The organism is Acinetobacter septicus, assembly GCF_019355975.1.
Classification (GTDB): domain Bacteria; phylum Pseudomonadota; class Gammaproteobacteria; order Pseudomonadales; family Moraxellaceae; genus Acinetobacter; species Acinetobacter ursingii.
Genome location: NZ_CP079898.1, coordinates 3,141,784 through 3,164,554 on the forward strand (window position 1 = coordinate 3,141,784; position 22,771 = coordinate 3,164,554).

Consider the following 22,771-nt stretch of genomic DNA (forward strand, 5'->3'; position numbering starts at 1 on the left):
AAGAGAACAAAAGCTATGCAAATCAAAAAAACTTTTATGTTCGCTGCAATGTTGGGCTTTATGATGTCTGCAACAGCAGCTGAACCGACGGCAACGACAGAACAAATTACTTTCCCTGACATCAGTAAAAGCTATCTTAAACAGGTATTGCGTTATGAAGTGGCTGATGTAGTTCGTTTAGATACTGGATTGAATAAAGACCAGATCAGGCACCTATTAGGTAATCCACAATTTAATGAAGGAATTTTTGGTGCAAAAGTCTGGAATTATGTGTTGGATATTCGTGTACCGAACAGTAATGATTATAAACGTTGCCAGCTTCGTATTGATTTTGACAAGAACAACAAGGCTGAGCGATTATCTTGGAAAGGTCAGGATTGTGAAGCTTTAATACATCCTAGCAATCCAGCACCAACTTTAACCCCAACTCCAGTACCTGTTGCTCCAGCACCCGTTCGATCAAAAGATATCCTATTCGCTTTTGATCGCTCAGATGTTGCAGGAATTACAACTGGAGTAGATTCGGTCAAAGAAATTGCAGAACAGATTAATCATTCACAAGATCATCGTCCTGTGATTGTTGCGGGTTATACCGACCGATTAGGGTCTTATGCCTATAACCAAAAACTTTCTGCAAAACGCGCACAAACGGTAGCGACATTGTTGACGCAATATGGCATTGATTCTAATCGTATAAAGATAGAAGCGAAAAATCAGACCACTGCCTATCAACAATGTGGGACAAACTCAGATAAGTCTCAACTGGTTGAATGTCTAGAACCCAATCGCCGTGTCAATGTAAATTGGTAAGTCAAGCAAATTGATAAAAAAGTACGCTTGAGGCGTACTTTTTTTAAGACTTATTTGATAACACTTTGGGATGCATCACTAAACGATAATAAGCAATGAATAAGAAAGTCCCTGCGGCACAGCTCAAAAAGATCAGTTTAGGTAATACAAAATAAGTTTGGGTACCCATCTGATTGAGTTGTATAAACAATTGAACAGCATGCGTGGAAGGCAAAAGCCAAGTAAAACCCTGTATCCATAACGGCATTGCTTGAATAGGCCAGGCAATGCCTGTTAATAAAAATAAGGGAATAGAGGTCGAAACCAGAAAAAGTCCAGCTCGTTCAGACATATCCAAGAGTGAACCAAAAAGTAGACCTAATCCACTGACACAACTGACGAAAATGGGTACAGCCAACAGCATTCCCCAGAAGTTTCCGCCACGTGGATAGTCATTAACCCAAAAAATGAAGCCGAATAAATAAAAACAACCTAAGCAACCTATGGTAAAAAAGCAGGCAAAAATTCCCCAAAATTCACTTGCTTTCGGACGCCAGTTTTTTTCTCGAAAACCGCCAATCAACATGCCCAAACCTAAAACGATGGTTTGATGAATAATCACAGGTGCGACCGCAGGGAAAATATAACTTCCATAACCTGATAAGGTATTAAACAAAGGGATTTGGTGGATTGAAAGTTCGGGTTTGAAATGTGAAATTTTTCCAAAGCGTTCGGCTTGTTCACGAATCGCATTTTCAATCGCAGTGGCTAAGCCTAATCCAATATCTTTGGTTTTTAAAAAGTAGGCAGTACTGATATAAAGTCCGATCCCTCCAACTTCGCCGCGTTGAATACTGTTAGACAAATTGTTGGGTAAATACAAGATGCCATCCGCTTTTTGGTTACGCACCATTTGTTCGGCTTCAAGAAAATTACCAGTAACTGCTTTAATCTTCACATCAGGACTATTGGCAACTTGAGTAATGATCGTTGAAGTGACGACACTCTGTTCTTCATCTACAATGACGATAGGAAGAGATTCAGCGTGTTCTGCCTTATAGGCCGTTGGATAAAAGATACTATAAAAGAAAACAGATAAAATGACGGTGGTCAAAATAGATGAGTTTTTAAAAATATTTTTAAATGTTTCAAGATAATAGTGAAAGAAATTATGCATTGCTTTGCTCCTTCACTAACTTTTTCATGAGTAACACACTCAGCGCAAAATAAAATAGACAATAGCCCAGTAAGATGAGAAAAGACCAAACTGAAATTGAGATATCACTCCCTACAACCCATTGCTCTGTTTGTAAACGTGCATAAGGGGTATAAGGAATGATCATTGACCAAAACTGAGTAAAAATGGGAGCATTATTTAATGGTAATGTGACACCCGCAAAGCTTAACGATGAGCCTCCATAAACTGCAATAAACCCAAAAGTTCGTCCTAAATTTTTACTGGCAAGCACTACCGTTGAACTAATAAAGGCATAGGCAAAATACAGTAAAATTTGTCCTGCCAGTATCATCACTAAGCTTCCTGCAACAAACCAACCTCTAATCTCGATTAACCAAAACATCCACGCCCAAGTCCAGAAAGTATAAATCACCACATAGACCAATATTTTTGCAAAAAGTGCTTGGATATAATCATCTTGGTTTGCCCAGTCAGGTACAGTTTCTCTTTTTAATTCCTGTCCAATCGCAAATGCCACACAGCAACATAGTAATAAATGTAAAATAGCAGGAATAACAAAAGGTTCTAAGTAAAATTCATAACTTAAATTTGGATTATATAAAGTTGAAATTTTAACGTTGGGTGTTGGCATACTGAGGTAAGGCAGCACATTTCCCAGATAACTTTCTCCAGCAAAATCTGCCATGCCATTCAAAACAGACAAAAGCATGGCCGATGAAACCGTATTTCCCACACTAAAAAATGACTGATTAAACACTATACTAATTTGGGCATCCTGTGCATTGACCAAACGCTGTTCTGCGCCCGCAGGGATATGGACATAACCCCAGATTTTGGTTTGGTTGAGTAAATTCTCAACTTCAGTCTGGTTTTGAGTTTGATATTTTACATCGAGGGTATGATTGAGTGATAAATCACGACTAATGTTACGACTGAGTTCACTCTGATCCTGATCGATGACGGCAATGGGTAGATGATCAGGTTTGCCCGTATAAAACATGCTACCAAATAACAAAATGATAAATAGTGGGGCAATCACCACCATTGCCAGATCCCACTTATTGTGAAGGAGATAGCGTAGCTCTCGTAACATACTGGCCAGCATGTTTATTTTGCCTCAGTCACTTTAAAGACCACACTCATTCCTACCTTCAAATCTGGTATGGCATGTTCTGGGACTAAATGTAGTTTAAAACTACGAATGTCATAACCACCTGTTTGGCGCGTGGTTTTAATCGTGGCGAATTCACCTTCCGCATCAATATTTTTAATTTTAAACTCGACTTTTTGATTGAGCGCAGGAATATAACCTTCTAGAGTCTTGGCTTTATACACCGAGCGATATTGATCTTCACGCACATTTAAACTCACCCAAAGTTCATCATCTTCCAAAATACTAACCACGGGTACAGCGGTCGCGACCAGCTCGGATGGTTTGCCGTAAGTTTTAGAAATAGTTCCATTGACAGGTGAATACAGTTTGGTTTCACCTTCAAGTGCGTTAGCTTCTGCTAATGCAGCCTGAGCAATTTCAACCTGCGCATCCGCCATTGATTTTTGTTCAGGGGTGCTGCCGCGTTTGGCTCGGGCATATTGTTGATAAGTTGCTTCGCTGAGTGCTTTGGCAGATTGTTGAGCAGCATACATTTCATCACGACGTTGCCGTGAAATTACACCTTCTTGATAGAGCACGGCTCCACGTTGATAGGTTTTAGTGGCCAGTTCTGCCTGTGCCTGTACACTTTTCCAATTGGCATACAACGTCTCAATGTTTTCTTGCTGTGAACCACGTTCAGCCGTGGATTGCAGCGCTTGTGCAGATTGTAAGGCAGCCAGAGCTTGCTGTTTCTTTGCCTGAATTTCAGGGCTAGTTAACAACACCAGTTCCTGTCCTTTTTTTACTTTTTGCCCTTCAGAGACATAAACTTGTTCGATCCTACTAGGCACTTTGGTACTGATATGTAAGGTTTCAGCTTCTACTCGACCTTGCACTTGTACTTGTTTGGGTTGGTAGGCTTTCCATAATCCATAAGCAATCAGTCCCAGGAGTAATAACACCACAATTGCAACGATGACTTTCAAGAGTCCTTTGTTTTTAGGTTTTTCAGACTTACTTTGCTGTTGTTCCGTTTGATTTTGCTCGATCTGATCAGGTTTTGCTTCTGTATTCTCTGGATTAGAAGAGGAATCTGGATGTTGAGCGTCAGATGGTGGTTGATCTTGATTCATCATGTCCTCTCCTTTAACGAATGAAATCGGTATTTGGTTGGTTTACATAAGCTTTAAAGTTTGAAATCGATCCGTGACTTTGTAATAAAGTCGCCAATGATAAAATATATTTATAGGCATTGAGCGCCATTTCGCTATCTAAAGCATTTAAGGCATTTTGAGCATCAATCACTTGTGTTGCAGTACCCATATCTTCTTTAAAGGACAGCTCTTGAATGCGTAAATTTTCCTGTGCCGCTTTTTGGTTTTGTAAAAGTAAACTATGGGTCTGTTGTGCTGAATGAAGTTCGCTATAAGATTTATTCAGCACATTTTCAATTTCTTGTTTGGTACGTGCCGTAAGTAATTCTGTAGCATAACGTTTAAGTTCGGCAGAATGGATACTTTTACTTTTATCAATGCCTGAAAATAAGTTATAGCGAGCTGCAATACCAACGATCCAGTTTTCTTTATCATCGAGGCTATATTCACCAAAAGCAAATAAATTTGGTTTTTTGGCGGCTTGTTGAGCTCGAACATTTTCATTGGCAATTTGAGTATCCATTTGCATTTTACGCACCAGACTGGACTGTTCTGGATAGGTGGCCATTAAATTGTCTAATGATTGAGTTTGGGCTTTGTTAACAAATAACGGCGTAGTAAGTTGATTCACTTGATTGGTTCTGAGCAGATTATTGAGTTGAAACTGACTACTTTGTAAATTTGCCTGTGCATTTTGCAATAAACGCTGCGCATTGTTCCTTGCCACTTCAAACTGCATGCGCTGTCCTTTACTTAAAAAGCCCTGTTTTTCAAGTTTGAGAGCATTATCCAAATGCCGTTGCATGGCATTAAAATTAAATTGACTAGATTTCAGCAATTGCTGTTGTAATTGCACATTGAAATAAGCCTGAATCATTTCAAAGCGTTGTACGTCTTGTTGTTGCTCGGTATTAAGTTCTGAACGTTGTGATTGGATCGCTGCAATTTGTTTGGTTGATTTGAGTAAGCCGCCTGTATAAAGCGGCATGACCATCGAGATAGATGATCTGATTTGTTCATCTTGTAAGATTAAATTGGCGTAATTAGGAACCATGTTGACGCCATCATGAATAACACCACTGACTCCATTTTCAATATCACCAATGATATTAGGAGGAATCACATTTTCCCATTCATTCAACTGGTTATCGAGTTTCTCATTCAGCGCATTTTCAATGCCCTGTTTAAATGAATTTAATGGCACATCTACTTCGTTGTGAAATTTATAGGCGCGAACATTCAAATCAATCCGTGGTAGCCCCAAACCTTTTACAGCTTCGGCATCCAATTTTGCAGAACTTTGCAGGGCTTGATTGGCCTGAGAGGTGTACGAGTTTTCAAGCACTTGCTGTTCAGCTTGTGCATAGCTATAACTTTGGGCTTGTACTTGAGCGCACAAGCCTGTAAAACCTAATCCAACCGCCATGATCTTGAATAAAGTCTGCGTCAAGAAGGTTGGTTTTGTTGTATAAACCTGACGTCTAAATTTCATAGAAAACAACTTTTAATATTTTCAGCTAGTGTAATCGATTATTTATAAAAGTAAGTTATTGAATTGTTTACAATACATTTGTATAACAGGCTTAAACCGCTGATCAAGTCCAAATCAAACCCTAATCTTGATCAAGCAGGAGATTGTCAGTTTGATATTAGCCTAAATTAAGATTTTGAATAGACTAAATCAAGAGACTTAGCAGTTCATATTGAAATATTTATGGGTTCAATTACTGCACGAAACTTCAAGATATGGTTAAATGCCACATTCAGTTTTGTTTCACTCTAACAAAGGAAAAATCATGCGCGCGTACAATTTCTGTGCTGGTCCTGCTGCATTACCCACTGCCGTTTTAGAAAAAGCTCAAGCTGAGTTATTGGACTGGCACGGTAAGGGCCTTTCCATCATGGAAATGAGTCATCGCAGTAAAGATTATGTCGCGGTTGCGGAAAAAGCTGAAGCGGACTTGCGTAAACTGATGAATATTCCTGAAAATTATCAGGTTTTATTTTTACAGGGCGGGGCATCACTTCAATTTTCAGCGATTCCACTCAATCTTTTGGGTAAAAATCCTAAAGCAGACTATATTCATACTGGGATTTGGTCAGAAAAAGCCTTAAAAGAAGCACAGCGTTATGGCGAGATCAATATCGTAGAAGCGGGTACAACGCTCAATGGCAAACTGGCGATTAAAGACCAAAGCGAATGGAATTTATCTCAAGATGCTGCCTATGTACATTATGCTGATAATGAAACTATTGGCGGTTTACAGTTCGCGGGTGTTCCAGAGGTGAATGCACCTTTAGTATCTGATTTGTCTTCAAGTATTTTGTCTGCGCCAATTGATGTATCCAAGTTCGGTTTGATTTACGCGGGTGCGCAAAAAAATATTGGTCCAGCGGGTTTAACGATCGTCATTGTTCGGGATGATTTATTGGATCAATCTCGTTCAGAGATTCCTAGTATTTTGAAATATTCTGCACAAGCAAAAAATGATTCAATGGTGAATACGCCTGCGACTTATTCATGGTATTTGTCTGGTTTGGTTTTTGATTGGTTACTCGAACAGGGTGGGATAGAGGCTATTCATCAGGTGAATCTGGAAAAAGCCAAATTGCTTTATGGTTATATCGATGCCAGCGACTTTTATAATAACCCGATAGCTGAAGCGAATCGTTCAATTATGAATGTGCCATTTACTCTGGCAGACGAAGCTCTGGAAAAACTGTTTTTGAAAGAAGCTGAAGAAAATCATTTGTTAAATCTGGCGGGACACCGCTCAGTCGGTGGGATGCGTGCGAGTATTTATAATGCTGTTCCGATTGAAGGTGTACAAGCTTTGGTGAACTTTATGGATGACTTTGCTCGACGCAATGGTTAATTGAGCAAAAAAATAAAGCCCTCAAAATGTGAGGGCTTTGTTTTGCATATTTGATATATCAAAAAACCAATAAAATTAGGCAGCTAATAAGCCAAAATGGTAAAAAATCATGGCTGCGAGAAACATTCCAAGAATAAAAAAGCAAAAGGCGCCTTTGTCCAACTTAATTCGTTGACCACTAAATTGGATGAGACTATAGCTTTGTTGTTCTCGAATAATTTTCATTAATGAGCCTAATAATTAAATTATTGTGAAAATATATTAATTATTCGTAGTTTTAGCATAAATATTCGCCTGAATCCAGAGGTTGCCGCGAATATACTGCCCAATTTCAAAGTTTTTATACAAATGTTGTTTTGTTGCAATACGAATTAATGTTGCAGGCAGATTATCTTCTAAAACTAAAGTGACATCATAAAGGGTATATTCCTCATTCATAAACGTCATGGAAGTTTTACCTACAATATTACCCTGAAACCACGCTTCATCTTCCTGACCCATTGTTTCGCCATATAAATAGGCCACCATTTTAGAAAAATCAACAGTGACAGGTTCTTTATCTTCAGGGGTTTTCGGCTCCCATGCATTAATCAGTTCCTGTAAATTTTCAGGTGCCACGCCATTATGTTCAGCTAAAATATCATTTAATGCTCGATGATGTTTAATTGAGGCTGGATCATCCACAATAATCGTTTCATTATCCGCTACCTGTTCTAACTCATAGGCCCAAGCATTGAGTTGAACCTGATAATTTTGATCTTTTTGATAATGGCCATGATTGACAGCATATAAATTATCAAAGGCATAAATAATCGTGTTTGCATTTACTTTTAGTCGTAATACTGCTTGAGTCGCAGAATCCGAAGTAATAATTCGATCAATGGTCGCATTAAATTTATACGGACTTTCAAATGTAGGAAATGCAGTTTTTAATGCTTTTGGTTTATTATTTTCAACTGCAATAATCTGATTCAGTTGAATAGGAGACTTTGCAGGGCCTTGAATGAGCCAAAAAGCCTGATCTATTTCTTCTTCACATTCACAAATCCCCATCGGCATAACAGGGCTATCTAAAGCCAAGCCCAACCATTTTGGGACATCTTGCTCAGGCTGGGTAGAAAGAAGTGTCCAGTGCTGCGCATGACTGCCAAAATTATTTTCTTCAATGTGAATGATTTCAGGGCTGTTTTGATTTTTCATATTGGCTGTGAATCGAAAATGGATAACTTGATATATTAAATCGAGCATATCTTGGTTTTTTCAAGTCTAGCACTGTAATTATGTAAAAAAAACATCAGGATTTTTCACCCGAATAAATATCCATGCGCAAAACTGAATCTGTTAAAATATTGCTTATTTTCGTCCAAGAGACATGCAGTTGTTAGCATTCAAGTTATGGGTAGATGCAGATGCATTGCCTAAAATTCTGCGTGAAGTGATTTTACGGGCATCTGATCGTTATCAACTCGAAGTGACCTTCGTCGCCAATCAAAATGTCGGGATTACACCATCAGTTCGAATTAAATCCATTCAAGTCATGAGTGGTGCAGATCAGGCAGATCAAGAAATTGTGGAGCGGATGCAAGAAAATGACATTGTCATTACGCAAGATATTCCGCTTGCAGCGCAAGTGATTGAAAAAGGCGGCGTTGCGATTCATCCGCGTGGTGAGGTTTATACCACAGCAAATGTTAAGGCGCGTCTACATCTTCGTGATTTTATGGATACCTTGCGCGGCGCAGGTGTACAAACAGGTGGGCCACCGCCAATATCTGAACGGGATAAACGAGAGTTTTCGAGTGCTTTGGATCAAACCATTTTGAAACAAAAGCGTAAAACAGCATGAGAATCCAGAATGCTATCTAAACGTAACATTGTCATAACCTATGTTGTGTTGGTGTTTATCTGGGCCACTACGCCTCTTGCGATTGTGTGGAGCGTGTCTGATATTTATATATTATGGGCAATGGCGTTACGTTTTTTTATTGCTTTACCCATTGCTGCGATTTTATTGTTTTTTCTCAAAGTTAAATTTCCTACCGACAAAGTTGCACTACAGAGTTATGTGGCGGGTTCTTTTAGTCTGATTGGTTCGCAGATTTTTACCTATATCGCAACACAATATTTAAGTTCGGGAATTATCGCGTTAATGTTTGGTCTAGCGCCGATTATTGCAGGACTAATGGCGCATTTTGCTTTGAATCAACATCTGAATCGATTGCAATGGCTAGGAATGTTTGTGGCGATTTCTGGGCTTGCACTGATTTGTTTTGCTGGATCTGAGCAGAATATTCAGCCCATTGGGATTGGTTTAATGCTGATCAGTGTATTTATGTATTGTCTATCCATTTTTTGGGTCAAGAAAGTCAATGCCAATGTACAACCGATGGCACAGGCAACAGGGTCGATTTTAGTCTCAGCTTTAGGAGCAATTTGTTTGATGCCGTGGATTTGGCAATATGCACCCACACATCTACCTGAAGCTAAATCGTTATTGGCCTTAATTTATACCGTGATTATGGCATCGTTGATCGCGATGTTTTGTTATTTTAAATTGGTACGCAATATCAAAGCGACGACTTTATCACTCACCAATGTCATGACACCACTTTTGGCCATGTTGGTTGGTGTTTTGGTCAATCACGAAAAACTATCCATGTTTGGGGTGATAGGCGCGGCGATTATTTTAATTGGGTTATTTCTATATTTTTATAAAGATTTACAAGCCAGTCGTAGATTACAAATGCACTTAAAACAGCAAAATTCCAAGCAATCATTTGAAAACGAATAACCTTCATAAAGATTTAGTTAGTCGTTTAATATTTGTTCCGCAATACATTCTGCTAGCTTCACTCGATCGTGTGGATGCAAGGTAATAAAATAAACCCCTGTTTTAAATTTATGATCATCTTCAGGAATGCTATATACCACTTGAGCCGTCACCGCGATATGAAAATAGTTGTCAGGATGACTAAGGGTGATATGAATATAAGTGCTTTCATTTAATGACTCAGATGCATAAAAACTGAGTCCAGTTTCAGAGACATTGACTTGTTCAGTACTTGGTAAGATGGATTGAACGATAGAGTCGTACAGAGAACCCGTAATTAAATTCAATTTTTGATTAAATAAAGATAAGATACGAGCAATTTGTTGATCTTTTTGATTTAATTGTTCTAATTCGTAGCTAAACGCATGATCAATTTGATCTAATTCTGCAAGTAGTAGAAAATAGCGCGGCAAAACAAAACTTGGATCGTAAGGATCGTTAAGCGCAACTGCATCAGAAATAATCTGATAGTTGATTCTTAACGCAGCATCTATACGAGACATGACACGGCGTTCAGTTATACCACTCGAATGCTGTGAATTTTCCATAATGAAATTACCTCGGATTAGATGGTATGTTTAAACCAATCTCGTTATATATCGGGTTGAGATATACTCGCGCACGGCGTAGTAATCACTTTATTTCTTTTATTGCATTGGTTTCCATGATTGGTCTCACCTTAGGTGTTGCCGTACTCATCACCGTGCTATCGGTCATGAATGGTTTTGACCGTGAGTTGAAAAACCGTGTCTTAGGCATGATACCTCAAGCTACTGTTTCTTCAACACAAATTTTAACAGATTGGCCAGAACTTGCAAAAAAAATTGAAAGTCATCCGCATGTCACGGGTGTTGCCCCTTTTACCCAGTTACAAGGCATGTTGACTGCACATGGTCAGGTGGCAGGCATTATGGTGACTGGGATCGAACCCAAATACGAAACCAAGGTTTCTATTATCCAAAATCATATGGTTGCAGGGAATATTAATAGCCTGCAAAAAGGTGAGTTTGGCATAGTATTGGGTAAACAAATGGCAGATGCATTGGGGCTGGGTCTTCATGATAACGTGACCTTAGTGCTTCCCGAAGCAACGCCATCGCCAGCAGGTGTCGTACCGCGTTTTAAACGTTTCAAAGTGGTGGGAATTTTTAGCATTGGCGCAGAAGTCGATTCGATGATTGGCTATATCGCCCTAAATGATGCTTCAACGCTGTTACGTTTGCCCGATGGCGCACAAGGTATCCGACTAAAATTAGACAATATCTTTCAGGCACCTCAAGTCGCAAATGACATTGTGAAAACCCTGCCACCGAACTTTTATGCATCTGACTGGACCTATACTCACGGTAACTTATTCAGTGCGATTCAGATGGAAAAGGCGATGGTGAGTTTGCTACTGTTCTTAATTGTGTTGGTAGCGGCATTTAATATCGTATCCTCTTTAGTGATGGTCGTGACCGATAAAAAATCAGATATTGCCATTTTGCGAACCTTGGGTGCTTCTCCAGCGACCATTACCAAAATTTTTATGGTACAAGGCACGGTGATTGGTGTGATTGGGACCGTTGCAGGTGCGATTTTGGGCATCATACTAGCGACCAGTATCAGTAATGTGATCGACTGGCTCAATACTGCTTTTGGCTGGCATTTGTTTGACGCTTACTTTATTAACTATTTACCGTCGTATTTAAGATGGCAAGATGTGGTGTTGATTGTTTCTGTGTCTTTAATCTTAAGCTTTTTAGCGACCATTTATCCAGCTTTGCGTGCTGCAAAAATTCAGCCTGCGGAGGCTTTACGTTATGAGTAAAATCGTTCTGGAAGCCAAAGATATTTATAAAAGTTTTACCGATGGTAAATCCAAGGTTGACGTGATTAAAGGTCTGTCTTTACAGGTGAACGCGGGTGATTTTGTCTCAATCGTGGGAGCAAGTGGTTCTGGTAAAAGTACTTTACTGCATGTATTGGGCGGACTGGATCAGCCAACGCAAGGTCAAGTATTTTTAAATGGTCAGCGCTTTGACACTTTAGGTGAAGCGGAGCGCGGTTTTAAGCGTAATGAATATTTAGGCTTCGTTTATCAGTTTCATCATTTGTTACCTGAATTTACGGCACTCGAAAATGTAGCAATGCCGCTTATGCTGCGTAGTAATAGCAACTTTAAAGAGGTGAAACAACGTGCAGAGTATTTGCTAGAACGAGTTGGATTATCACATCGTTTGGAACATAAACCTGGTGAGTTATCGGGGGGTGAAAGACAACGTGTGGCTTTAGCTCGTGCCTTAGTGACTAAACCTGCTTTAATGTTAGCCGATGAACCCACAGGTAATCTGGATCGTAAAACAGCGATGACGATTTTTCAGTTGTTGATGGATCTGAAAAAAGAGCTGAATATGGCCATGCTCATAGTCACACACGATGAGCAGCTTGCTCAATCCGCAGATTCAATTTTGCATATGCAAGATGGTTTATGGGTTGATCAAATTAGCTAAGATGAAATGATTTACCGACCAATAACCTTTTAAAGCTCATGAAAATGGGCTTTAATTTTGCCCAAAAAGAATGCCTATAAAATTACATGTTAAAAATTATATTGTTGGGATGGATTGCAGGCATCAGTTTGATGGGATATTCATTGCCTTACCTGAAATCGATCAGCGTTTATGTTATTGTATTTGTTTTGATTTTATGGATGATTTATTTTGTAAAAATAAAAACATGCAGCGAAAATATATCCTTTAAAGCAGTTCTAATCGCAAGTTCAACATTTGTTATGTTGATACTTGGTGATCTATACACAGATCATGCCTTGACTGAACATCTTAAATATAAAGAAATGACGTCAAGAAGGGCATCTGAAGTCATCTATATTCGAAAAATCGGAGAAAGTACAGAACACGGAATTAAGCAGCCAATAGAAATTTTATCTCAAAATAAACCTACTGTTATATGGCTAGCTTATATTGATGATCAGCTTTTGGAAAATATGCAGATTAACAATAATAGCTTAGCGCTAGGACAATATTATCAGGTACAGGGAATCGTGAAGCCTGTGCATGGTTATGCGAATGCAGGAGGATTCGATCAGGAAAAGTGGTTTGTTCAGCAAAACTGGATGTCAGGCTTTCAAGTCCAACAGATTCAGCCCTTATCGATGCAACAAGTTTATGGTTTGGGTTTTCAGCAACATCTCAAACAGCAAAACAATCTCTGGCACAAATTTGGTCTAAATGTTGAGCAATTGCGACTGGATTTTCGTATTCAATTACTACAGCAACCCCTGAAATATGAAGCATTAATGCTGGCGCTGTTGACAGGTGATCGTAGTTTATTGGATAAAAATACGGAACAAATGTTTCAGCGCTTTGGTATTTCACATTTATTGGCGATCTCTGGTCCACATGTACTCATCTTGGCGGCATTATTTACATGGCTACTAAGCTCCATAATCCATAAATACCAGCCCACACTTTATTTAAGATTTCCCAGAAAAATTTTGATGATTGTGCCATTTTGTAGTTGTGTTTTTATTTATACCGCATTTGTGGGCTTTGAAATTCCAGCATTACGCACCTTACTATTCACCCTGATTGCCAGTTTATTCTTAATCTTTAAACATGAAATTCGACCGTTTAATTTGCTGTTATATACCGCAAGTCTGAGTGTATGGATTGATCCATTGAGTATTTTATCGGCTGCTTTTTGGTTATCTTATGGTGCTTGTTTTATTTTATTAAATATTTATCAATCCATGCAGCATCAGTCAGATTCAGTACCTAATCTAAGGCAAAAAATCTGGAAAAACAGCAAAATATTGGTTCAATCGCAATGGAAAATTTTTATTGCTTTATGTCCACTGGTGCTTATATTTTTTAAACAGCTGTCTTGGATCGCGCCGATTACCAATCTGATTGTGATCCCATTTTTAGGTGGGGTGATCGTGCCACTGGGCATTATTGCAGCTTGTATCTCCTTGATCATTCCGTCTTTGGGACAGCTACTTTTTCATATTAATGACTTATTAATAGGTCTTTTATTTTTTATTTTAAACGGTCTGGATCATCTTTTTCAGCCTGAGCTGTACGCATTTGCTTTAACTCCCATGCTTTTGCTCAGTTTTAGTCTCGGTATTGTGTTGTTATTTTTACCTAGAGGTAGTATTCCAAAGTCATGGGCAGTGTTATGTATTTGTCCCATATTTTTATTGGCATGGATTAAACGGGATACACAGATATCGGTGATTGATGTAGGGCAAGGGCAGTCTGTTTTTGTACAAGATGCATCTCTGCGTATGCTGATTGATACGGGCGGTTATTATGATGAAAGCAAATTTAGTATTGGTCAAAATGTTGTGGTTCCTTATTTAAAATCTCAAGGGGTTGCACAACTTGATCGTATTTTACTTTCTCACTTGGATCAGGATCATAGTGGAGCGCTTGCTGCTGTTTTGCAGCAAACCAGAGTCAAGCATTTAATGGCCAATGAAACCCTACCACAGCCCACATTATCGTTACAAACAGATGCTTCTTTTTCCAGATGTCATACGGGTCAAACATGGCAGACTTCAGAGATACGCTTACAAATACTTTCTCCTGAACCTGTTGATGATCAAACAATTCAATACAACCGAAATGAATATTCCTGCGTGGTCTATCTGGAGCTGTTGAAGGCGAATGGTTTACGTCGATTTTTAATTATGGGCGATGCTGGCTGGGAGACCGAATATCAAATTTTGCATAAGTATCCCGACTTAAAAGTTGATGTTTTGGTGTTGGGACATCATGGTAGCAAGCACAGCTCATCTTATGATTTTTTAAAACATTATCAGCCTAAAATCGCGGTTGCATCCGTTGGATATACCAATCGTTATGGACATCCGAGTTTAGAAACCTTATCTAGATTAGATGCTTTACATATTCCGCTTTATACCACGATCCAGTCAGGAACGATCACGTTTAAGGTGGAAGATCATGAAGTAAAACTGGAACAATATCGAAATACAGTTAAGTGGCTGAATCTGTACGAGTCATATTAAGTTTTTTGGCTTGTTCACGGACTTGTTCTACTTTTTCCAAAGCATCTTCATCCTCTAGCGTATAAACATTGTCGAGTTCAGGATTCGCTTTAAAGCGCTTATAACTCCAATGATAATGTTGAGGATATCGACGAATTAGATTTTCAATGGCGTGATGAATGACCAAGGTGCCATGTGCATCTGATCCTTCATAGATCGCAGGATCAATCGGTTCGATAAACATGTCAAAACCATCACTTTCATTTCGAATCGCGTACAGAAGAAGTGCCTTGGCTTTGGTTTTTTGAATGAGTTTTGAACTTAGGTTACTTGATGCAAGTGGAATACCAAAATAATCGACCATTTCTCCACCTACGTGTGGGGAGTGATCGGGTAAAATCACTGTCGTTCCACCTTTCTTCAAGGCTTTAAAAATCTGACGAACACCACTTTCATCAGTGGGAACCAGATTTGCCTGTTCTCGGCTTCTTGCTTCACGGACAAATACATCTGCATCTGCATTTTTAACAGGTTTATATAAAATGGTCATGGCTGTAAATTGTGCACACCATGCATTCATCACTTCCCATGTACCAAAATGTGGAACAATTAAAACCAAGCCTTTATTTTCGGCTAAGGCTTCGTGGAAATAATGCTCACCTGTAATATTTTGAATACGAGAAATATTTTTCTGATTAGACGAACCCCAAACACTAAAGAACTCAAAATATGAAGTGAGTTCATTACGAATGGCTTGTTGTGTAATCTGATCACGTTCATCTTCAGTCAAATAAGGTAAAGCGATTTGTAGGTTTAGCTGAATGGTTCTAGACGTTTTGGTAATTTTTAAAGTGTTGACTAATCCTGCGAGCATACGCGCAATAAAACGTGAAAATTGAATAGGCTGTCGGCTAACGAACCTTAAAAGACGGTAATTGAAGCTATGAGTATCAGGTGTCGTCATTATCAAAAAAGTGTTGAATAAAGTAAGGAAAAAATCATCGGACAAAAATATTATAAGTGAAATCCTATCGATTAAATAGTTTTTACCGATTCAGTGTATATAATGGCAGAGATTTTAACTTTTTGGGTTGTTTTTTATGTCCGATTGGCCACCAAAACCACAAAATGAACCATCGAATAGCAATAATAAGGCTGGACAGGAATGGCAAATTTTGGAAAAAGCGGTTCTTGCCTCTGTAGAAGAACAACGTCGAGCCAGACGTTGGGGAATATTTTTCAAACTTCTCACCTTTCTTTACTTAATTTTCATTATCGTTGTTTTGGGTCGTGGGTGTTCTAGTGTAGAAAGTAGTACAACGACTTCAAGTTCAAGTCCGCATCTGGCGGTCGTGAATATTATTGGTACGATTGATTCAGGTAACCAGTCCGTCAACAGCGAAGATACCAATAAAGCACTGAAACGAGCATTTGAGTCAAAATCAAGTCAAGCTGTAGTGTTAAATATCAACTCTCCAGGTGGATCACCTGTGCAGTCTGATGAAATTTGGCAACAAATTCGATATTTAAAACAACAGCATACCGACAAGAAAGTCTATGCAGTGATTGGTGATATGGGAGCTTCTGGTGCTTACTATATCGCGTCGGCGGCAGATGAAATTATTGTCAACCCTTCAAGTCTGGTCGGGTCGATCGGGGTAATTATGCCGAATTACGGCATAAGTGGGCTTGCTCAAAAGTTAGGTATTGAAGACCGCACCATGACTTCAGGTTCAAATAAAGACATTCTGAGCATGACCAAACCGATTAATCCGCAGCAGCGTGAACATATTCAGGCATTATTGGATAATGTGCATCAACACTTTATCGATGCAGTGAAACAAGGTCGCGGTAAACGCCTGAAAACAGATGATCCTGCGATCTTCTCAGGTTTATTCTGGACAGGTGAACAAGCGATTAAACTCGGTATTGCTGACCGTACAGGTAACATAGATAGTTTGATGCGTGAGCTAAAACTTGATACTAAAGTAAACTATACCATTGAACGTAGTCCATTTGAGTCTTTGCTTGGACGTATGGGATCACAAATAGGTCAGGGAATTAGCCAGTCGATTTCTCAGCAATTGCAGACGGAACAGCAGGCGCAATTCAAGTAATTGAGTTCGTAAATATGATATCTGATAAACCAATAATTCACTTTGCGCACGCCAATGGCGTGCCGTCCAAAGTCTATCAAAAACTTTTTGATGCACTTAAAGATGACTATGACATCATTTATGTGCCTTTGATCGGGCCAGATAAGCGTTATCCGATTACCAATCATTGGCCGCATCTGGTTGAGCAAATTGTTGATAGTATTGTGCAACAGGCGCAAGGTCGCAAAGTGATTGGTCTAGGACATTCTCTGGGTTCAGTGTTAACCTTGATGGCTTGCTATCAACGTCCAGAATTGTTTTCTCAAGTGATCATGCTAGATCCGCCGTTGATTTTGGGTAAATACTCCTTTGCTTTTCATATGGCAAAGCTGATCAGTCCAAAGCAAGTGGATAAAATGACACCTGCTGGTTTGTCTTCACGACGTCGGGATCATTGGGCATCGAAAGAGCAAGCCGCTGAATTATTGCGTCCTAAGGGTTTTTATCAGCATTTTGATCCAGAATGTTTCGAGGCTTATATTCAGTATGGCTTAAGTCCAGATCCTGCGCGCGGTGGTGTGACGCTGACCATTCCTAAGGCAGATGAAGTTGAGATCTTCCGACAGAATCCATCTTGGTGGTGGTTAACACCGCGTCATTCTCCACATGTCCCTGTACATTTGGTGGTTGGAGAAAGAAGTGATTTTCTAAAACGAGGTTTTCCTCAAAAAGCCAAAAAAACATTAAGTATTCCGTATACGGTGGTCAAAGGTGGGCATATGTTCCCATTGGAATATCCATTGGCGACATCTGATCAGATTAGACAATTAATCAATGAGCAGAGCCAACAAAAAAGCGCGTAATTAACGCGCTTTTTTATGAGCTAAAGTTCTGGCTTCCTGCTCAGTTCTAAAGTCATTTGAAAACATGGAACAGGTGTCTTAGCACCTGCCTCAATACAAGTGTTATGAATGCAAATAGGTTTGAATTATCTTCAAAATACCGCGATTGACTAAAATCGAATAGAAATTTCTTACTATAAACTGGCGAAATATTTGTAAATAAGATGTATTGATCCTAAATGGATAGAGCTCAATAATAATCAGAGACCACACCCCAAGTGCGGGAATGTTGGCTCCAAATTAGAGATTAGAATAGACTTCTTTCATCAGTTCCTTTTACTCCTTCCTCTGCGAGAAAAATAGAGAAGCTTTGAACAATAAAGAATTTTAGACAATGATGAAAGAAGTCTAATAAAGCAAAAAGCCAGTTACTTGCGTAACTGGCTTTAATCAAAAAAAGTCAAACTTTTTTAACAAGTAATATCGTGATTTTATTCAGAAGCAGAGGGCTTAGAATTTAATAACTTATATAAAACATACATCAGCACAATCCAGATCGGAATCATAATCACTGATTCCTTAAATCCTTGTGTCCACATGATATAGAGTACAACCGCAATAAACAGAAGAACGATATAGTTACTCACAGGAGACCAAAGCGCAGGGAAGGATACTTTGTGATGCAATGTTTTCATTGCAGATCTGAATTTTAAATGGGTTAGACTGATCATCGCCCAATTTAGAACCAAAGCACCCACAACGACATACATCAAGTGACCAAGCGCATCTTCTGGAACAAAATAGTTCAATAATACACAACCGAAAATCAATACCGCAGACAATAAAACGGCTGGAATAGGAACACCTTCTTTATTCACCTTTTTAAACACGGCTGGTGCATTGCCTTGCTGCGCTAGACCATAGAGCATCCGACTATTGGCATACATTCCACTGTTATAAACCGATAAAGCCGCAGTCAAAATAATGAAATTCAGTAGATGAGCTGCCCAGCCAATTCCCAATTGACTAAAGATCATCACAAATGGGCTTTTATCCAGACCGCCTAAATCCAACTGATTCCAAGGCACCAGCGACAGCAAAATAGTCAATGAACCCACATAGAAAATTAGGATACGAATCACGACTTGATTGATCGCTTTAGGAATAGTTTTCTTAGGATCATCTGCCTCTGCTGCTGCCATTCCGATCAATTCAATGCCGCCAAAGGCGAACATGAGAAATGCCAACATATAAAATAAGCCATCAAACCCATTTGGAAAAAATCCACCATGTGTCCATAGATTACTAAATGATGCAGTTGAATCTGGACCTGCTGTAAACAACAGATACAGACCAAAAATGATCATTGAAATCACTGCAACGACTTTAATGATGGCGAGCCAAAACTCGGATTCACCATAAAATTTAACATTGGTTAAGTTGATTGCCGTGATCACCACAAAGAAAAACAATACAGAAACCCATGACGGAATATGAGGCCACCAGTAATTAATATACTTAGCGACTGCTGTTAGTTCAGTCATAGCCACCAGAACATAAAGAATCCAGTAGTTCCAGCCTGCTAAAAAGCCAGGAAACTTGCCCCAATATTTATTAGCAAAATGGCTAAATGAACCCGCAACAGGTTCTTCTACAATCATTTCACCAAGTTGGCGCATGATGAGAAAAGCAATCAAACCACCAATGGCATAACCTAGGATAATAGAGGGACCAGCAGATTGAATAACTTGTGCGGAACCAAGAAATAAACCTGTACCAATTGCGCCTCCCATGGCAATCAATTGGATATGACGGTTTTTTAACCCCCGCTGAAGTTTTGAAGAATCGTTGTTCAAAGGACTTCGCTCGACCGTGAATAAGTGGGACATTCTAATAGATCAAGTGATTTTAGCCTAGCCTGACTATAAAAAAAGCGATCAACTTTAGTTGAACTTAATAGTCGAATTTATCTTGATTTCGATCAATGCATGGACATTTTAAATCGTTTCGTCAGGATTTGGGTCATTGAGAAAACATACCCTGCTGTAAGAAAATAAATTTCTAGACTTAAGTCTAGAGATTCATATATTGGCTTTTTTTACTTATATGATGTATGAAATTAGTCATGTTACATTTTGTCTTAAGCAAAAAATAAATGAAAAGGATAACGGATCATGAGTTCGCAACCACAAATTAAAATTCCAGCAACTTATATGCGTGGTGGAACCAGTAAAGGCGTTTTCTTTAAACTGGATGACTTACCTGAATCTGCACAAGTGGCTGGACAGGCGCGTGATCAATTGTTGCTCCGAGTGATTGGAAGTCCAGATCCTTATGGAAAACAAATTGATGGCATGGGAGGTGCAACATCCAGTACCAGTAAAACCGTCATTTTGAGCAAAAGTACGCAGCCAGAGCATGATGTTGATTATTTATTTGGACAAGTATCCATTGACCAGCCTTTTGTGGATTGGAGTGGAAATTGTGGCAATTTAACTGCTGCGGTCGGTTCTTTTGCGATTAGTCATGGCTTGGTCGATCCGAGCCGTATTCCTGAAAATGGTATCTGTACAGTGAGAATCTGGCAAAAAAATATTGAAAAAACTATCATTGCACATGTTCCTATCACCAATAGTCAGGTTCAGGAAACAGGTGATTTTGAATTAGATGGAGTGACTTTCCCCGCAGCAGAAGTACAAATTGAATTTCTTGATCCTGCTGATGATGGCGAAGAGGGCGGCGACATGTTTCCGACAGGAAATGTCGTAGATACGCTTGATGTACCAGAAGTTGGAAGTTTTCAAGCCACTTTTATCAATGCAGGTATTCCTACAATTTTCTTAAATGCTCACGATTTGGGTTATACCGGCACGGAATTGCAGGATGCGATTAATAGTGATGCTCAAGCCTTGACACGTTTTGAAAAAATTCGTGCCTATGGTGCAGTTCAAATGGGTTTGATTTCAGATGTGAGTCAAGCCGCAGCGCGCCAACATACGCCAAAAATTGCATTTGTCGCTCCTGCAAGTACTTATCAATCTTCAAGCGGTAAAACGGTTCAAGCACAAGATGTTGATTTATTGGTACGTGCATTATCTATGGGTAAATTACATCACGCCATGATGGGCACGGCAGCTGTTGCCATAGGAACTGCTGCTGCTATTCCTGGAACTTTGGTCAATCTTGCGGCAGGGGGCGGTGCACGAGAAGCTGTACGTTTTGGGCATCCATCAGGCAGCTTAAGAGTAGGAGCGCAAGCCGAACAACAGGGTGAAAAATGGGTAGTGAAAAAGGCCATCATGAGTCGCAGTGCGCGTGTATTAATGGAAGGCTGGGTACGCGTTCCATCAGATAGTTTCTAATAAAAACATGCTTTTAAAAGCAGCTCATCTGCTGCAATAAGCAGTATGAGTTAATTTCGACATAAAGTCCCGATATAGATTAAATAAGCTATACAGGACTTTATCGTTGAGTAAAGAGAATTGATATTAAGTTTGAATTTAGCGCGTTAAAATGAGGCTTTTGAATTCTATGTAACGCAAAAGGCGATTTATTTTAAGATTATCTTAAATACACTTCTTTAATCCTTGTTTAAACTCTCGTGATTTTTCTTGCATAGGCAGAAGTAAAAGGGACTTATGAAAGAAGTCTAATTTATTTGTGAGAATTAGATCATTAAAATAATTAAATGAGTGGATTTTATTGCATATTTTGAAGAAATTTTGAGTACAATGTCCTTCTGGTGGGAAAATATAATTGCAAATATGCTTAATGATAATGATTTAGAAACGGTGTTTATTTTGGGGCAGCAACAATTACGTACGTTGACACCTCTAATCTCCAAGGAATCTATACAAAGTTCAGTACCCACTCTGTCTTTATTGGATAAATTACCTGTTCCTGCATTTATTTTAAGTAGTGATGGCATTTTTCTAAAGGTCAATCAGTTATTTGCCGATATCTATGCTAGTGATGCTTTATATATGCAAGGCAAGTCGATCAATAGCTTTATTGACAATATTGAATCTGAAATATCCGCTATACTTGAACAATTTGAGCATAATGACGGACATTATGAAAAAGAACTCTATGTAAAGGGTCATTTTTATAATACGTATTGCCGAGCCTTAAAAAACGATAATGAGCAAATTATCGCGTTGATGACGGTTTGGGCGGAAGTGACTAAATTAAAACGCCGAGAGCGAGTACTCGAACTTAATAATCTACGTTTACAGGAATATCTGTATGTTGATGCGATTACTGGTGCTGCCAATCGCTTGGCACTGGAACAATGGTTAAGTGAAACTCAATCCGAGCAAAAAAAGACCCCTTTTTATGCCTTGATGTTTGATCTGGATGATTTTAAAAAATTCAATCAGACGTATAGCTATAGTCAGGGAGACATTGTTTTAAAAGAAATTGCAGAACTTTTACAAAGTTATTTAAATCCCAAAGAAAGTATGCTGTATCGACTAAATTCTGCTCAATTTGTCATTGTTATGCCTAACGCCTCAGAACTTACGGCTTATACATTGGCAGAGCGTTTGCGCATTGCAATTTATGATGCTGCATATTTTTTTGAAGAAGGTGTTCATGATCGCCTTACTGCAACGGTTGCGATTTACAAACCTTCATTTCAAGAATCGACGTCATTTTCTGAAATTGAATCGCGTTTATGTTTTGCGATCAAGAATGTCAAAGTCCGAGAAAAGAATAAAAGCATTTCATTAGAATGATCCATTGCATAAAATTTTGATTAAGGTTTTATCAAGTTTAAATTTTATGTAAAACAGATACATCTGTCACATTTTAGTTGATGAAAAAAGTTTAAGCCTGATATGAATATGTTATCTTTGTGGGCAACTCATCAGATCGC

Annotated in this window: 19 protein-coding genes; 11 read left to right on the forward strand and 8 right to left on the reverse strand. The window is 39.0% G+C overall.

Annotation, left to right across the window (positions count from 1 at the left end):
* Window positions 1-15 precede the first annotated feature (15 nt).
* Window positions 16-810 carry a trimeric autotransporter adhesin/peptidogylcan-associated protein TpgA gene (tpgA, locus tag I6L31_RS14860; RefSeq protein WP_004990470.1) on the forward strand — a complete coding sequence of 265 codons (795 nt, stop codon included), beginning with the start codon at window positions 16-18 and terminating at the stop codon, window positions 808-810.
* Window positions 811-853: 43 nt separating this feature from the next.
* Here the strand turns inward: tpgA and I6L31_RS14865 are convergent, their stop codons facing one another.
* The 4 genes from I6L31_RS14865 to I6L31_RS14880 are packed head-to-tail and all read right to left on the reverse strand — an operon-like array spanning window position 854 to window position 5,729.
* A complete protein-coding gene (locus I6L31_RS14865) occupies window positions 854-1,966 on the reverse strand; it encodes an ABC transporter permease (RefSeq protein WP_005003136.1) in 1,113 nt (370 codons plus the stop codon).
* A complete protein-coding gene (locus I6L31_RS14870) occupies window positions 1,959-3,092 on the reverse strand; it encodes an ABC transporter permease (RefSeq protein ID WP_005003137.1) in 1,134 nt (377 codons plus the stop codon). Before I6L31_RS14870 ends, I6L31_RS14865 begins: the two co-directional genes overlap by 8 nt.
* Before the next feature lie 2 nt (window positions 3,093-3,094).
* Window positions 3,095-4,219, reverse strand: a complete 1,125-nt coding sequence (locus I6L31_RS14875) for an HlyD family secretion protein (protein ID WP_005003138.1) — start codon at window positions 4,217-4,219, stop codon at window positions 3,095-3,097.
* A 10-nt stretch (window positions 4,220-4,229) separates the two neighbouring features.
* Entirely contained in the window at window positions 4,230-5,729 is a 1,500-nt protein-coding gene (locus I6L31_RS14880) for a TolC family protein (RefSeq protein WP_005003139.1), read from the reverse strand.
* A 304-nt stretch (window positions 5,730-6,033) separates the two neighbouring features.
* Here I6L31_RS14880 and serC point away from each other — a divergent pair, with 304 nt between their 5' ends.
* Window positions 6,034-7,113 carry a 3-phosphoserine/phosphohydroxythreonine transaminase gene (gene serC, locus I6L31_RS14885; RefSeq protein WP_005003140.1) on the forward strand — a complete coding sequence of 360 codons (1,080 nt, stop codon included), beginning with the start codon at window positions 6,034-6,036 and terminating at the stop codon, window positions 7,111-7,113.
* A gap of 261 nt (window positions 7,114-7,374) precedes the next feature.
* Here the strand turns inward: serC and I6L31_RS14890 are convergent, their stop codons facing one another.
* Window positions 7,375-8,313: a hypothetical protein gene (locus I6L31_RS14890; RefSeq protein ID WP_035272230.1), complete on the reverse strand. Its 939-nt coding sequence runs from the start codon at window positions 8,311-8,313 to the stop codon at window positions 7,375-7,377.
* Window positions 8,314-8,485: 172 nt separating this feature from the next.
* On the opposite strand from I6L31_RS14890, the gene I6L31_RS14895 reads away from it, so the two are divergent.
* Both I6L31_RS14895 and I6L31_RS14900 read left to right on the forward strand, forming a co-directional pair.
* Entirely contained in the window at window positions 8,486-8,959 is a 474-nt protein-coding gene (locus tag I6L31_RS14895) for a YaiI/YqxD family protein (RefSeq protein WP_004990454.1), read from the forward strand.
* A gap of 9 nt (window positions 8,960-8,968) precedes the next feature.
* Window positions 8,969-9,904, forward strand: coding sequence for a DMT family transporter (locus I6L31_RS14900; protein ID WP_005003143.1), 936 nt, complete (start codon window positions 8,969-8,971; stop codon window positions 9,902-9,904).
* Window positions 9,905-9,921: 17 nt separating this feature from the next.
* Here the strand turns inward: I6L31_RS14900 and I6L31_RS14905 are convergent, their stop codons facing one another.
* Window positions 9,922-10,491, reverse strand: coding sequence for a PilZ domain-containing protein (locus I6L31_RS14905; protein ID WP_005003144.1), 570 nt, complete (start codon window positions 10,489-10,491; stop codon window positions 9,922-9,924).
* A 26-nt stretch (window positions 10,492-10,517) separates the two neighbouring features.
* On the opposite strand from I6L31_RS14905, the gene I6L31_RS14910 reads away from it, so the two are divergent.
* The 3 genes from I6L31_RS14910 to I6L31_RS14920 all read left to right on the forward strand — a co-directional run bounded on the left by I6L31_RS14910 (window position 10,518) and on the right by I6L31_RS14920 (window position 14,978).
* A complete protein-coding gene (locus I6L31_RS14910) occupies window positions 10,518-11,753 on the forward strand; it encodes a lipoprotein-releasing ABC transporter permease subunit (RefSeq protein ID WP_004990448.1) in 1,236 nt (411 codons plus the stop codon).
* A complete protein-coding gene (gene lolD / locus I6L31_RS14915) occupies window positions 11,746-12,435 on the forward strand; it encodes a lipoprotein-releasing ABC transporter ATP-binding protein LolD (protein WP_004996415.1) in 690 nt (229 codons plus the stop codon). The genes I6L31_RS14910 and lolD overlap by 8 nt, the downstream gene beginning before the upstream one ends.
* A gap of 86 nt (window positions 12,436-12,521) precedes the next feature.
* Window positions 12,522-14,978, forward strand: coding sequence for a DNA internalization-related competence protein ComEC/Rec2 (locus I6L31_RS14920; protein WP_035271978.1), 2,457 nt, complete (start codon window positions 12,522-12,524; stop codon window positions 14,976-14,978).
* Here I6L31_RS14920 and I6L31_RS14925 read toward each other — a convergent pair.
* Window positions 14,947-15,921 (reverse strand): lysophospholipid acyltransferase family protein, encoded by a 975-nt coding sequence (locus I6L31_RS14925; protein ID WP_004990443.1) that lies wholly within the window; start codon window positions 15,919-15,921, stop codon window positions 14,947-14,949. The genes I6L31_RS14920 and I6L31_RS14925 overlap by 32 nt on opposite strands.
* A 136-nt stretch (window positions 15,922-16,057) precedes the next feature.
* Between I6L31_RS14925 and sppA the strand changes: the two genes are divergently transcribed.
* Together sppA and I6L31_RS14935 are read left to right on the forward strand one after the other, a co-directional pair.
* On the forward strand, window positions 16,058-17,074 hold the full coding sequence (sppA, locus tag I6L31_RS14930) for a signal peptide peptidase SppA (RefSeq protein ID WP_004990442.1): 1,017 nt from the start codon (window positions 16,058-16,060) through the stop codon (window positions 17,072-17,074).
* Window positions 17,075-17,091: 17 nt separating this feature from the next.
* The gene (locus I6L31_RS14935) at window positions 17,092-17,916 is read left to right on the forward strand and encodes an alpha/beta fold hydrolase (protein ID WP_026039882.1); all 825 of its coding nucleotides are present in this window, start codon (window positions 17,092-17,094) and stop codon (window positions 17,914-17,916) included.
* Between the two features lie 470 nt (window positions 17,917-18,386).
* Here the strand turns inward: I6L31_RS14935 and I6L31_RS14940 are convergent, their stop codons facing one another.
* Window positions 18,387-19,751 carry an amino acid permease gene (locus tag I6L31_RS14940; RefSeq protein ID WP_005003150.1) on the reverse strand — a complete coding sequence of 455 codons (1,365 nt, stop codon included), beginning with the start codon at window positions 19,749-19,751 and terminating at the stop codon, window positions 18,387-18,389.
* 318 nt (window positions 19,752-20,069) lie between these two features.
* Here I6L31_RS14940 and prpF point away from each other — a divergent pair, with 318 nt between their 5' ends.
* Complete coding sequence (prpF, locus tag I6L31_RS14945; protein WP_004990436.1) at window positions 20,070-21,257, forward strand: 2-methylaconitate cis-trans isomerase PrpF; 1,188 nt, start codon at window positions 20,070-20,072, stop codon at window positions 21,255-21,257.
* A 402-nt stretch (window positions 21,258-21,659) separates the two neighbouring features.
* Window positions 21,660-22,631 carry a sensor domain-containing diguanylate cyclase gene (locus tag I6L31_RS14950; RefSeq protein WP_010588655.1) on the forward strand — a complete coding sequence of 324 codons (972 nt, stop codon included), beginning with the start codon at window positions 21,660-21,662 and terminating at the stop codon, window positions 22,629-22,631.
* Window positions 22,632-22,771: the final 140 nt, after the last annotated feature.